Origin of the sequence: Paraliobacillus sp. X-1268 (assembly GCF_003426095.1) — a bacterium.
In the GTDB taxonomy this organism is placed as follows: Bacteria; Bacillota; Bacilli; order Bacillales; family Amphibacillaceae; genus Paraliobacillus_A; species Paraliobacillus_A zengyii.
In genome coordinates, this window is the sequence record NZ_QJSK01000005.1 from 140,663 (window position 1) to 155,032 (window position 14,370).

The 14,370-nt window shown below is 37.3% G+C and carries 14 protein-coding genes; all 14 read left to right on the top strand.

What is annotated here, in order from left to right:
- Positions 1–8 precede the first annotated feature (8 nt).
- Entirely contained in the window at positions 9–1,208 is a 1,200-nt protein-coding gene (locus tag D2K62_RS09280; protein WP_117161338.1) for a phage major capsid protein, read from the top strand.
- 16 nt (positions 1,209–1,224) lie between these two features.
- The gene (locus tag D2K62_RS09285; protein ID WP_232827993.1) at positions 1,225–1,533 is read left to right on the top strand and encodes a phage gp6-like head-tail connector protein; all 309 of its coding nucleotides are present in this window, start codon (positions 1,225–1,227) and stop codon (positions 1,531–1,533) included.
- A complete protein-coding gene (locus D2K62_RS09290) occupies positions 1,520–1,888 on the top strand; it encodes a head-tail adaptor protein (protein ID WP_117161339.1) in 369 nt (122 codons plus the stop codon). Before D2K62_RS09285 ends, D2K62_RS09290 begins: the two co-directional genes overlap by 14 nt.
- Entirely contained in the window at positions 1,885–2,277 is a 393-nt protein-coding gene (locus tag D2K62_RS09295) for a hypothetical protein (RefSeq protein WP_117161340.1), read from the top strand. Before D2K62_RS09290 ends, D2K62_RS09295 begins: the two co-directional genes overlap by 4 nt.
- Positions 2,277–2,660: a DUF3168 domain-containing protein gene (locus D2K62_RS09300; RefSeq protein ID WP_117161341.1), complete on the top strand. Its 384-nt coding sequence runs from the start codon at positions 2,277–2,279 to the stop codon at positions 2,658–2,660. The genes D2K62_RS09295 and D2K62_RS09300 overlap by 1 nt, the downstream gene beginning before the upstream one ends.
- Before the next feature lie 11 nt (positions 2,661–2,671).
- Positions 2,672–3,307, top strand: a complete 636-nt coding sequence (locus tag D2K62_RS09305; protein WP_117161342.1) for a major tail protein — start codon at positions 2,672–2,674, stop codon at positions 3,305–3,307.
- 6 nt (positions 3,308–3,313) lie between these two features.
- Positions 3,314–4,357: a hypothetical protein gene (locus D2K62_RS09310; protein WP_117161343.1), complete on the top strand. Its 1,044-nt coding sequence runs from the start codon at positions 3,314–3,316 to the stop codon at positions 4,355–4,357.
- Positions 4,358–4,392: 35 nt separating this feature from the next.
- A complete protein-coding gene (gpG, locus tag D2K62_RS09315; RefSeq protein WP_112181377.1) occupies positions 4,393–4,755 on the top strand; it encodes a phage tail assembly chaperone G in 363 nt (120 codons plus the stop codon).
- A gap of 62 nt (positions 4,756–4,817) precedes the next feature.
- The gene (gene gpGT / locus D2K62_RS19460) at positions 4,818–4,940 is read left to right on the top strand and encodes a phage tail assembly chaperone GT (RefSeq protein ID WP_277871490.1); all 123 of its coding nucleotides are present in this window, start codon (positions 4,818–4,820) and stop codon (positions 4,938–4,940) included.
- A gap of 16 nt (positions 4,941–4,956) precedes the next feature.
- Positions 4,957–8,856 (top strand): phage tail tape measure protein, encoded by a 3,900-nt coding sequence (locus tag D2K62_RS09320; protein ID WP_117161344.1) that lies wholly within the window; start codon positions 4,957–4,959, stop codon positions 8,854–8,856.
- Positions 8,846–10,300 carry a distal tail protein Dit gene (locus D2K62_RS09325; RefSeq protein WP_117161345.1) on the top strand — a complete coding sequence of 485 codons (1,455 nt, stop codon included), beginning with the start codon at positions 8,846–8,848 and terminating at the stop codon, positions 10,298–10,300. Before D2K62_RS09320 ends, D2K62_RS09325 begins: the two co-directional genes overlap by 11 nt.
- A gap of 29 nt (positions 10,301–10,329) precedes the next feature.
- Positions 10,330–13,515 (top strand): phage tail spike protein, encoded by a 3,186-nt coding sequence (locus D2K62_RS09330; protein ID WP_117161346.1) that lies wholly within the window; start codon positions 10,330–10,332, stop codon positions 13,513–13,515.
- A complete protein-coding gene (locus D2K62_RS09335; RefSeq protein WP_117161347.1) occupies positions 13,515–13,931 on the top strand; it encodes a DUF1617 family protein in 417 nt (138 codons plus the stop codon). Before D2K62_RS09330 ends, D2K62_RS09335 begins: the two co-directional genes overlap by 1 nt.
- Positions 13,928–14,152, top strand: coding sequence for a hypothetical protein (locus D2K62_RS09340; RefSeq protein WP_117161348.1), 225 nt, complete (start codon positions 13,928–13,930; stop codon positions 14,150–14,152). The genes D2K62_RS09335 and D2K62_RS09340 overlap by 4 nt, the downstream gene beginning before the upstream one ends.
- Positions 14,153–14,370 lie beyond the last annotated feature (218 nt).

A 14,370-nucleotide genomic window follows, 5' to 3' on the forward strand; every position in this document is an offset into this window, starting at 1 on the left:
AATGCATAATGACAATTAAGTTAAAAGGTAAAATGGATAATTTTAAAGCAAAAAAAGAAGCGTACATGGAATTAGTTAAAGCGGAAGAGCAAGACCAGGAGAAACTTGCGGCTGCTTGGGACGAAATGCAGGTTGCTCTTGCTGATGATTTAACAGAAAAGATCACTGCAGAAGTTCGCACTCAGCAAATGGATGCGCAAATCCTAACTGCGCGTGGTCAGAATGTACTTACCTCAGAAGAGAGAAAATTCTTTAACGAGGTTGTTACTTCTGAAGGATTTAATGAGGATTCTATCTTGCCGGTTACTACACAAGAGCGTGTTTTTGAAGATCTTGTGGAGGCACATCCATTGCTTCAAGCAATCGGTCTAAGAGACCTAGGAGCTGTAACGCGATTTATCAAATCAGATCCAACAAAAGCATATGCTTGGGGCAAATTATTTGGAGAGATTAAAGGGCAAGTAAGTGCAGCATTTACCGAAGAAGAAATCGGACAATTGAAACTTACTGCATTCGCTGTCATTCCTAAGGACATGTTAGAGCTCGGACCAGTATGGGTAGAACGTTATGTTCGTACGTTATTAGTTGAGTCGTATTCAGTAGGTTTGGAATATGGTTTAGTAAATGGTCGTGGACCTGTTCAAAGTGAACCAATCGGTTTAATGAAGAACGTTGATTCAGAAAGTGGTGCCGTTACAACTAAAACTTCTACTGGAACACCACTAACTTTTGCACCTTCTGAATTTGGTGAAGTGGTAGCTGGAGAATTGCACGATGTAATTAAGGAATTGTCCACGGATGCAAAAGATAAGGCGCGCAAGGTGATGAATAAAATTGTTATGGTAGTAAATCCAATTGATGCTATTAGTGTACAAGCTAGAAATACAATCCAGACTTCTAATGGACAATGGGTAACGGCACTTCCTTACAATATCAAACCGATTGAGTCCGAGGAGATTCCAGTTGGGAAAGCGCTATTCTTTGTTCAAGGAAAGTATCTTGCTGCACTAGCTGGAGGTTACAAAACAAATAAATTCGACCAAACGTTAGCCATTGAAGACGCAATGCTTTATACAATTAAACAATTCGCAAACGGTAAGCCAGAGGACAACAAAACTGCTTTACTTTATGATTTAGATATTAATTTTAATACTTCTGCAACTACGACAACAAGCACTAGTACAACAACTACAACGACTAGCGCATAAACGGGAGGTGATGTGATTGGACATCACGCCAGAACTACTAAAAGCATTTAAAGGCCGTATGCATATATCTCACAATGGAGAGGACGACGATATTGAAGCATCGTTGTCCTTTTCTATTGCCTATGTAAAAAGCAAGTGTGGGGAGTTTGATATTACAGGAGAAACTGATCTTGATATCAGAGCAAAGGAGCTTGTATTAGAACGAACCAGGTACTCTTATAATGACGCGGTAGAATATTTTGAAGATAATTTCCAAAGTGACGTACTAGGCCTTAGTCTTGATATTGTATTTGCAAAAGAAGGTGAAATAGATGAGGAAGTTTGAATATAAACCACCTAGATTGCATTCCGGTCAATTACGTACGCCTGTTGTTTTTTATGAGTATGTTCCTAATAGTGGTCCAGAACCAGGAGAGAGTGAAAAGAAAACTCTTTATGAATGTATGGCCAAGATTGACGAGGTATGGATGAAAGATGTCGAGCTGGCCAAGTCAAATGGTACCTTGTCTGATATAACTATCGTAATAAGAGATCCGTTACAGGACTATGTACCAACCGATAAACATTATATTTCGATTGATCATCTACAGTACAAAAACAATCGATACAATGTGAAACACGTTCAACCAGATCCGCAGAATAATCGGTTTATTAACATTATAGCGAGGCTGGTAACATGAGCGTGAAAATAAATGGATTAAAAAAGCTACAGAATGAGCTAGAACAGAAACTGGGTCAAAAGGCCATGCAACAAATTACTGACAAAGCATTACTTAATGCAGCCAAGGAATTTGTTAAAGAACTCGAGAAAGAATTCGAAAGTTTCAGAGATACAGGTGGAAGTATCGAAGAAATAACTATCAAAGGTCCAGAATGGATAAATGGTGTCCGTGTTGCCACAATTCATTGGAGAGGTCCGAAAGGCCGTTATCGTATTATTCACCTCAATGAGTGGGGAACGATAAACAATCCTAATCCAGATGGTAAAGGCGCTATTGCAAGAGCATTAAAAAATAGTGGAAAAGCCTATCGAGATGCAGTGCGAAAAGCATTGAAAGGTGGTCTGTGATGGATATATTATCAATTGTTTATAATCATCTTATTACTGATGATTTTATCAAATCAAAAGCATTTGAAAGGATTAAATATTATGAATATCCAGAGACGGGGGATGTAGATAATCCTTTCATCATTATTGATCCATTAGACGGTGGCGAACCAATCAATTTTGCGGACAATACGTGGACCAAGATTGATTTTTTAATACAAATTGATGTGTGGTCACATAATCGATTAGAAACTTTAAATCTAGCTAATGCAATTCGTAATGTCATGTGGAATAAGTTTGGTTTTGCTCAACGACCTGGACCAAAAGAATATGATCAAGGTGTTTTCCGTGATGCTCGTCGGTATCGCGGTTTTTTGTATAGAGAAGATTTTAATAATTTATAGGAGTGATTAGAATGCCAGAAGAAAAGAATTATAGAGCTTCAACAGGTGTAGATGAGTTTTACTATGGAGAGGTTGGAGATACTCTAACAGCTGAAGCAATTGAACGGGTGAAATTTTTACAAAATATTACGGTTGATATGCCACAAGACGTTGTACGAGCCTATGGTGATAACGGAACAGCAGAAATGGCTGTATCTAGCGGTGACGTTAGTGTAACGTCTGGATTTCATAAAATTCCGATTGAAGATAAACAGAAGTTACTAGGTTGGGAAGTAGTGGACGGCTTAACTGCAGCAGGTAGCAATGATAATTCGCCATACGTGGCTTGTGTATTTGCTAAAACGTATGAGGATGGGTCAAAAGAATATGTTGGTTTACCTAAAGGTATTTTCACTAGACCATCAATCAGCGGCAATACAAAAAGCGGAAGTACAGAATTTTCAAGTGAGGAGATTTCAGCCCAATTTATGGATCGTGAAGTGGCTGGTTTTTCGGAAGAAAAATCGGTTATCTTTGCGCAAGATGCTAAAGATTCAACAGCTAATCGTGATGCATTATTCCAAAAAGTATTTGGTCAAGCATATCCGACAACGACGACCACTACTACAACGACCAGCTCAACCACAACAACCACAACTGGAGCTTAATAGTGTATGAAATACATTCTATGCCAGCCAGCAATTAAACGTTTCGAGTGGGAATTAGAAGTTTGTGTTACTAGACTACAAAAACTAGGCATCCGTGATATTATCTTGCTTTTTACGAAGCAGGATGATCGGGTGCCTATTTATTTACAAGAAAATTACGGTGTGGAAACACATGTGTATAGTGATGATCGACATGATAAATCTTATATACCTTCAGTAAAACCATACTTGTGGATGAGATATTTACAAGAAGATCCATCGAGAGAAAACGACACCTATTTTTATTTAGACAGTGATGTGCTTTTAAGAGCTATACCTAATGTAAAACCAACCAAAAATAAATGGTTTGCATCAGCTTGTGAAAGTTATCTTAGTGTTGATTACATTGATAGTAAAGATGAAGGTTTGTTAGAAGATATGTGTAACACCATAGACATTGATCCGGAATTAATTAGAAAACATAAACCTGTAGGTGGTGCACAGTGGGCAATTAATAATCCAACTTATGCATATTGGAAAAAGGTTTATGAAGATTCTAATACTATCTATAAACTAGTGTGTCAATCTAAAACGGATATTCAAAAATGGACTGCTGAGATGTGGGCACAACTTTGGAATGTCTATCATTTTAATATTGATGTTAAAGTGCCAGAAGAGTTGAATTTCTCTTGGCCAACGGATCCAGTCGAAAGCTATTACGAAACAAAAATTTTTCACAATGCTGGTGTTGTTGATGATCAACAGAATCTATTTTTTAAAGGTAAATACGTAAACTCGACACCTTTTGGTAATTCATTTGAACATGTTGATCAAAGTAAAGCATCTATCAAGTACGTTGAAGCGATTAGGGAGGTAAGACAATTGGCTAAAGTTAAATATATTGTAATTGAAAGTTTTAGAGATTTAGAAGATGACAAGGAGTATGAAAAGGATAAGGCATTCCCAAGGCCAGCCAATAAGAATATTAAGCAAGAGCGATTGGATGAGTTAGCTTCATCTGATAATAAAGCAGGAAGACCATTAATTCAAAAAGTAGAAGAGCAGGGATAAAACCTTGTTCTTTTTATTTAGGAGGAATAAAGATCATGGCTAATTTAAAACGAAATATGCTTGAACTTGTGAAAAATCCAGAAGGTGTACTGAAAGGTGACGAACCAGAGATTGAAAAAGTATGGACGCCTGCTTTTATACCGTTAAGAGTTGCTCGTGATGCCATTGAGGTTTGGCATGAGGTAGAGGCTAATACAAAAATGTCGGAAGCTGATAAATTTGATAAGATCGCTGATTTTGTGGCCAATGAAGTTTTTGCCGGAAAGATCACAACAGATGACATCTACAATCGTCTTCACGCACCAGGAGGGCAAGACGTCTTAAAACAACAACTTATTTTTGTGGCGCAAGGTCAACAGTCTGATGACACAAAAAACTTCATGGCGAAGAAAAATTAGAGGATGAGGATTTTTCTATCGCCAAGCAAGCTGAGTATCTAGATAAACTCATCCACAAATTAATGCGCAATGGCAAGGATATTAACGAAATACTAGATATGCCTATCCATTACGTTGTGCAGCTCATGCAAGATAAAAATAAACCAAGAGAAGAAAAGTCACTCATTTCTGCTTTTGGTGGTTAAGAAGGGAGGATAAAAGATGGCTGAAAGAATAGAAGGTTTGTCCATTGAGCTAGACCTAGAAACGATGAAAATCAATTCCGGTCTTAAAGATTTAAAATCCCAATTGACCACGGTCAACAGCGAAATGAAAGCTAACATGTCTGCCTTTGATCGTAGTGATAAATCAATCGGCAAATATGAAACACGGCTTCAAGGATTAAACAAAAAACTAGAGGTACAACAAGCCGTAACAGAGAAAGCCTTTACCAGCTATGAAAAGATGGTCAAAGAACACGGTGAAGGATCTATAGAAGCACAAAAAGCCGCGAAGGAATATAACAATCAAGTTGCTTCTTTAAACAATCTAAGTCGATACGTAGGAAGAGTAGAAGATGATCTATCTAAGCTAAGAGAAGAGCAACGCGTAGCTAACTCTAACTGGACCAAGATGGGTAACAAATTAGATAACGCTGGTAACAAAATGCAAGCCTTCGGTAACAAAGCTACAGGTGTTGGAAACGCAATGTCAACTACACTTACACCAGCCGTGCTTGGCATGGGGACAGCTATGGGGTTAGTTGCATCTAGTTACGAGGATTCTACTGTAAGAATACAGAATTCATTAGGCCTGACCGCAGAAGAAACGAAGAAATTAACGAATATATCACGTAATATCTATAAAGATGGATTCGGTGAAAGTATTGATGAGGTAGATACTGCTTTATTGCAAACAAGACAGAACATAAAGGACCTAAATGATGCCGAATTAGAGAACATCACTACAAAAGCTATTATCCTTGCAGATACCTTTGATGCAGATGTAAATGAGGTCACACGAGCAGGAAACAACCTCATGAAAGGATTTGGTCTTGAAGCGGATGAAGCCTTTGATTTGATGGCTAAAGGGGCGCAGAACGGACTGAATTTTAGTAATGAGATGTTTGATAATCTCAGTGAATATTCCACTCTGTTTGGAAATATGGGCTATTCTGCAGAAGAGTATTTTGAGTTGCTTCAAAAAGGTACCGAAGCTGGTGTTTACAATCTTGATTACATCAATGACATAATGAAAGAATTCCAGATTCGTGTGAAGGATGGAAGTAAAACGACTTCTGAAGCAATGGGACTACTTTCTAAAGATACACAAGGCGTATGGGAAGAGTTTGAAAAGGGTGATAAGACTGTAAAAGACGTTTCCAATGCCGTATTAAAAGAGCTAGAGGGTATGGACGATCAGGTTGCAGCTAACCAAATCGGAGTTGAGCTTTTTGGTACGAAGTTTGAAGACTTAGAAGCCGATGCAGTCTATTCACTTGGGGGTATTGGTGAAGGTATAGAAGATGTGGACGGTACGATGGATGACATGACCAAAAACGCTGAGCAGTCGATATCCAAACAGTGGAAGGCTACTTGGCGCGAAGCTAAGGAAGTCTTGTTACCCGTTGGTGAAACGCTACTTGATTTTACTCAAGATGTGCTACCAGATGTAAAAGATGGAATTGAGGACGTTACTGAGTGGTTTGAAGAATTAGATGAAGAAGGAAAGAAAAACATTATCATGCTAGGTGGTATTGCCGCAGCAGCCGGTCCTGTTTTGTCAGTGGTTGGTGGTCTTAGTAGTGGAGTCGGTGGATTAATTAAAGTAACTGGAAGCTTAACGAAAACAGTCGGTTTATCTGGTAAAAAAGGATTAACAGGAGCCTTATCTTTATTAAGTAAAGGTGGCGTTGCAGGATTAGCAATAGCTGGTGTAGCTGGATTAAGTATTGGTCTCTATAACCTAACACAACGAAACAAAGAAACTGAAGAAGCTACTTTGGAAGTTGCACAGTCTTTAAATGATCAAGCAGTGGAATTAGAAAGCAGTGCTGAAACATTTAATAGACTTTCAGAAAAAGCAAAGATAAGCAATGATGAATTAGCCAGAATGAATGATTTAAATATAAGAATTGCCGAATCTAGTAACCCAGGTGAAATCAAAGAATTGCAAGAGCAGTACAATAATTTAGCTGAGAAAAGTGGGCTTTCAAAAGATGAATTAAATAAATTGTTTGAAGCGAATGAAAATATTATTGATCAAACTCCTGATGTGGAAACAAATGTTTCAAAGCAAGGTAATGCTTTTGCTAAAAATACAGAAGCAGTAAATGAATATATTTCTTCTCTATACGAAGCCACTAGGATTGAGTTGGAAGGGGAAAGAGAGAATAACTTAATTAAAGAAAAAGAAACAAGAGAAGAGATTAATAAACTCAATAAAGATCATGAAGAATACCAGAAAAGGATAACTCGACTTGTTGAAGCACAACAAATGTCTGAGGAAGCAAGAGGAGAAAGAATAAGAGAAATTGCGAATGAAATAGATACAGAGATTTTATCTACGGAAGAACACAATAGATTAACAAATGAAAAAAATGATTTGTTGGATATCCAAGATGGGAAATACGGAAAAATCTTTGATAGTCTGACAAAGGGCGCTAAAGAAACTAGAGAGAAGTTAGAAAATGAAGAGGAGAGTTTAGAAAAAATACAAGCTTTTGATGCTGAATATCAAAACATCATATTAAAGCAAGTCGATATTAACGAGGAAGGCCAAAAAGGGCTTGACCAGTTAGATAAAGCTATTGAGAAAAATAGTGAAGAAATCCTGCAACTTGAAGAAAAAAGGCAAAAGAACGGTGAGCTCACTCAAGAAGAACAAGAGCGATTAAATTATTTAATCGCAAGTAACGAGGAACAACAAGAAGCCAAATTATATATTTCTGAAGAACTTGGTCTATACAACGATATCAATTCTCTGCTTGATACAAAGCTAACTAAGTTATCAGAAGAAGAACAACAAAAAATAAATAACCTGGCTAAGACAACTGAAATCAAAGTTGAAGAAGGCAATATTGTCGGGCAAATACAAAAGAAAAACGAAAAGCTTCTTGAAACTAAAAATAAGTTGGTGGAGAACCTTGAAAAAGAGGGTGCTAATAAGGATGAGATAAATAAACAAATAGCTGCCATTGATACGAAGCTTGGTAGAAACGATACTGTAATTGAAAAAATACTTCGTGAGGCTGGTCTTTGGGATCAAGTTAAAGATGAAATAAATGCTGGTAGAGAAGCGCTCGAAACTCAAGGTGCTCAAATAGATAATAACAACACCAAAACAGATATTGGGATCACGAAGGAACAAGAACGAACCAAGGAAGCGGGCAAAGATGTTGATAAAAACATCTTACTAGGAGATATAGACGATAGAGTTAATGGTGTCAACTCGTTACTTAAAGAAAAAATTAATAAAAACGTAAGTCTCAACACTAGTCCTAGAATAAGTGATTTGAATTCTGAATTATCATCTTCAATATCTAAAACATTAACAATTAGTCAAAGATTTGAGGATGTTACCTCAGGTAATTTGTGGGCCAAAGGAACACCACCCCAAGGACATCCAGGTGGGCACGCAGTATTAGGTGATGGGGTAGGATCAAATTCTGGTAGTGAGCTAGTGACACTGCCAGGAGGCAAAATGTTTTTCAGTGCTAGTAAACCAACATTGTATCCAAATCTACCAAAAGGAACACATGTTATGCCCGCGCGCAAAACAAAGACTTTATTTAAAAGTATTAATCACTATGCTGACGGCACCAGCGGGTGGGAAAGTGCTCTAGATCCTATTAATCTCAGAACTGAATTTACGAAGTTACTAGCGTTATTGGGTAGGCAAAGTAATTCATCTGGTCAAACAAATAGACCAACAAAAACAGCTGTAGATTATACGAAAGATTTACTGAATGCTACACTGCAACAAAACGAAATCTTAATGCAGTTGTTGGCAAAGGATATAAATCCTATCATAGATTCCAGGTCCCTAGGAAAGGGTCTTGAACCTGTTATAACAGAAACACAGAATCGGAAGCAGAAGGTGAGGGAGAAATTTGGCGTATAAATCTATAACGTTTAATGGTGTGAGAAAAGACTGGTTATATATTGAACGTGGACGAAGCAAACCTCCCTTTGCAGCTAGAAGTAGAAATCTGTTAACGGTACCTGGTTATCCAGGCGGTTACTTACAATCAACAGACATTGAACCATTAAATATAAATCAACCTGTAGGTTTTCATATTAAAGATGATGCAGATGCATTACGGAAAAAAGATGAATTAGCAGAATGGCTTATCACAGATGAAGTTGTCAAGTTACAATTTGATGATGAACCCGGACGGATTTATTATGCAGTTGTTCAAAATTCCATTGATGACTTTGAAAAAATGTCACGATTGAGAAAAGGAACAATACAATTTATTTGTCCAGATCCATATGGGTACGGTGAAGAAAAGCCTTTTGTCGCATCATCCGATTATTTTCAAATTACTAACACTGGTACCGCAGAATCCGAACCAATCTTTGAATTTGAAGTGCTTGCTCCTATTACATTTTTACTGATACAAAATCAATTAGGTATGTACAATATGATTGGTCAACCTGTTGATGTCGACAGCATTGTTTATAATCCACTTACTAAAATTCTTGATAACACTATGGCATCTACAACTGGCTGGACTGATGGGACTCAAGTTGATAACGGCGTAGTTTCAGGAACGATGACATCTGATGGTGATAAGTTTATCGTATCTAGTTTTGGTAGTCCATCGGATGGATCCAAATGGTATGGTCCAGCACTAAAAACAAGTTTATCCGAGACGCTACAAGATTTTGTAATGGATATTTCGCTTTCTAATTTTAATAGTGTTGCAGGCGTGGGTCGTGTAGAAGTGTATTTGCTTGATGTCAATGGTAGTGTCATAGCAAAAATTGCACTCACTGATTCGTGGGAAGCAGTAAAGAGGAATCGGATGGAAGCCTACATCCAAGATGTCAACGGTGATAGAAAATATCTAATGACACTCAGTCAAACAACAGACGAATCCAATGGAGAGCTTTGGGATGACTTCTTAGGAATTTTAAGACTAAGAAGAAATGGAAACGTTTGGACTTCCTACATTGCTAAAGTCGATAATGGCCTGCACAGTGCAAGAGAAACAAAATATTTTACAGATGGAGAAGGAATATATCAACGTCCTGTTGCACAAGTTCAAGTTCATATTGGGAAATTTGGCGACTATGAAACGACTGAAATGGCAATACGTGATACGCGTTTTTGGAAGATTAATCAGCCATCTGATGTTGAAGTCCCTTATATTGCATATCAAGGAGACAAAATTATTTTCGATCATACGAATAATGGGCAAGTTTATATCAACGGTGAACCGTATGAATCTAGTATTTTAGGCGCAGATTTTTTTGCTTTGGAAAAAGGAGAAAATAATTTAATTGTAATGCCTGAAAATACGGTAAACACAAGTGGTAGCTATCGTAATAGATATCTATAGCCTGTCATATAGGAACGGAGGTGAGAAAAATGAGTCAGGTTTTTATAGCAAATGGCCAAACAGATCAAGCTTTGGGACATATTCGATATCGCAATGTGCTTTCAAACAGCCATAAAAAGTCTTTAGAAGATGGTAGTGAACTGTTTGATTTTAGTACACATGCGGATCGAGATTATTCTACTTATATTGCTGGTAATAACCGTGTGATTATACCTGGTGAGGATGGCGAGTTTTTAGAGTTTATTATCTATGAAGTACAAGAGAACAGAATAGATAGACAACTAGAAGTTTATTCGTATGGTAGTTATGCAGAGTTAAGTACTGCAAAAGTAATACAACCACATACATCGCAAGCTTTATCTGCTGAAGCTCACGGTAACCAAGCATTAGACGGAACGGAATGGCAAATGGGTACCGTGTTTTTTAATGGTGTAAGAACCATTACTTTTGATGATTACACAGATCCATATGCCTATTTAAAGAAAATTGCATCTGTCTTTGGTTTAGAATTAAGATTCCGAGTTGAACAACAAGGCGGAAAAATAATCGGTCGTTATGTTGATCTAGTTGAAAAGGTCGGACAATGGCGCGGTAGACGTGTTGAGTTTGGCAAAGACTTAATTGGTTTGAAACGTACCGAAAACACAGAAGATATTGTTACTGCGCTTGAAGTGTTGGGTCCTCTTGATGAAGATAGTAATAGATTAACTGTGCTAGTAGAAGATCAAGATGCGTTAGAACGTTGGGGACGAGATGGAAAGCACATCATCAAACCCTACGAACCACAGTTTGATGTAGAAGAAAATGCAACCGAAGAAAGATTGATCGAACTAGGTGAACAGGAATTAGCAAAGCGTATTAATGCTATTGTGAGCTATGAGGGTACGATTGCTGATTTAGAAAAGGTACCAGGTCTCGAAAATAAAAAGATCCGTTTTGGTGATACCATTCAAATAAAAGATACAAGTTATGAACCAGCCTTATATTTAGAGGCAAGGATCTACTATCAAGAACGGGATATTAAAGATCGAGCAGAAAAGCAAGTGCAATTAGGTGACTTTGTAGAATATACAGAGGCAGAGGTCAACAATATATGGCAATCACTACAAGCTCAATTACGCAAGAAAATAAGTTTAATAGACTTACAAGAAGTTACCTATACGAAACCAGAGATTGACGAAAAAGACGAACCAGGTAATGCTGCTAAAGATAAGTTAGATAGTGAAGTTGGCCAAGCTGTTATTGAGACAACAACAGGATCGCAAACCAAAGCAGATCAAGCACAATCCAGTGCTGAAAGTAATGCAAACAACTATACAAATACAGTTAAAACACAGATTGATGGAGAGTTATTAGATAAGGCAGGTCTTGAATATGTAAATGGCGAGTTACTTTTAAAAGCAGATAGCTCAACTGTCCAAACAATAAATAATACGGTAAACAATCTAGAAACTACAGCTAGTAATTTACAACAATCTGTAATAGATAATGCAACTGATTTAGATGCACAGGATGGGCGAATCACTACTGTCAGTACAAACTTAGACACAGTCGAAGGTAATCTGAATATAGCAATTAGTGATCTTAGTACACTTGATAATACGGTTAGTCAGCAACGTACTGATATTAATGCAAATGCTACAGCTATTAATCTGAAAGCTAGTCAAGATGAGTTAGATACAGTGAGTGGCGATGTCAGTAGTTTAAGTGGTGAGGTTAATATACTTGCTGGACAAGTAGAATTAAAAGCTGAGCAGAGTACGTTAAACAGCCTGTCTGATGACGTGACGACCATTAGTAATGATGTTAGCAGTTTGAGTGTAAGTGTGGATGGCATTAGTACTGATGTAAGTAGTCTGGAGCAAACTGTAGACGGTCATACAACCGATATAAGCCAAGCTAATAGTAGCATTAGTCAGCTATCAGATGAAATATCTAGCAAAGTAGAATCATCTACATTTAATAGTCTAGAAGGTCGAGTTGATAGTGCTGAATCTACTATTACGCAACATAGTAATCAAATTAATGCCAAGGCTGAATCTAGCACGGTTAGCTCTATTGAATCACGAGTTAGCAGTGCTGAATTAGATATTGATGGACTTAATGGTCAAATAAGCTTGAAGGCTAATAATACAACTGTTAATGATATAGAAAGCAGGGTATCGAGTGCAGAGCTGAACATTGATGGTCTCGATAGTGAGATAGATTTAAAAGTAAATAAAAACGGTGTGATTGCATCTATTAATTTATCTAGTGAGAGTGCGACGATTGATGCAACTAATATAAATCTTGTTGGCGCGGTAACAGTCTTATCTGATATTACAGGTAATTTAGGGATTATTAATGCAGGTGAAATTAATGGTATAGATATTAATGGATCAACTTTTAATTCCATAACCAACGATAGGAACTACACTAGAATTGACAATAACCATTACTTAACCGAGGGAGATTATTTCAGTGACGGTGGTGGTGATGGTGACGGAACGGTAAATACCTACGCTATATTGTCAATTAACAATGGTAAGTTCTCACTTAAAACTGGACCAGTTGGTTCAGATGGTTCGAGGGGTTTAATTGATTCTGAGGTTAGTTTAAGACGTGGGGTTATCGTAAATAGTGCCGGTGGTGGTGGTACATTTATTAGCAACGGTGCTATAGGATTTAACGATTTCTATGACGGTGATAATAGAACAGCATCCGTTTTCGTTCAAGGTAATACATTGTGTTTAGATGCTAATGGAACAGTAGTAGTACAAACAAGCTTACGAGCAGACGGAAACTTATATTCAGTTGGTGCTTATAATACGACCACGGGGGCAAGTTCAAACGTTTATATTTCTACTGCAGGACAATTTGCGCGTGTAACCTCAGCCAAGAAATATAAGACAGATATACAGGCTGTCGACATAGATTATAATAAGATTTTAGATTTAAAACCAAGTCATTGGTTTGATAAGGCAGAGGTCGCTGAAAATGATGGTATCACAGATGGATTAAAAAGATACTACGGTTTAATTGCTGAAGATGTTGCAGATGTAGGATTGAGTGAATATGTCACATTTAATGGAGATGAAATAGAAGGAATTGAGTATGATCGCTTATGGACTTTATTAATTCCAGTTGCTAATGATCATGCAGATAGGATTAATTATTTAGAAATGGAGAACCAGGTACTTAAACAAAAGGTAGCAAAATTAGAGGAGGCAGCATAATGCAAGTAACAATTAAAAACGCACATTTAGGGCAGGCGACCAGCCTGCTTTTTGATTTGGCTTTAAAAGGTAAACAATCAAGACATCGAACTAAGTTTATTAAGTTGTTAGCAGAGCGATCCAAAGAAGTAGAAGAGCAGCGCAAACAATTAGCTGAAGAACATGCGAAAAAAGATGATGAAGGCAAGGCGATCATCAATGATGAAAAATATGATATTCCGGATCAAGAAGCATTCAAAAAAGATTATCAAGAGTTACTAGATGAATTGTTAATCATTGAGGGCGGTGATGCGCAAGGAATGCTTAAAACAGTTAAAAAGGTATTAGATGAATGTGATAAAGAATTTAGTGGCCAAGAAGCTGTTGTATATGATTATCTTTGCGATCAATTTGAAAAGGGAGATGGAGCAGAATGAATATAACAATTACTAATGTAAGTATGAGCTATGTTGATGGAGCAGTGGATAGTGTAAAGGTACACTTTCAAGGAAGAGACGAAGAGCGGACCATTAATGTTAATGGTTATATACCGTTGACAGCTGAACAGTATGCAGGTAATGAAGCACCTAGCGCGTTGGAAGGATTGGTTAGGCAGGAAGTAGCTACAAAAATTACGGATGATGGGAGTGAAGCGTAATGGAAGATAGGATTGAAAAGTAGAAAAACAATTGGCAAAATTAGAAGCGGAAGTAGACACTTTAGCAGGCGAGTTAACGTTAAAGGTTAATGCAAAGAATTAGTAAAATCAATCTATAAAGAAATAACAAAGGTACAGAAAAAAGATAAACGAGCGAAAGATTATTTTAGCGCCGAATAGGGCGTATTTTTTATGATTTAATTTTCCTTCCTTTCTAC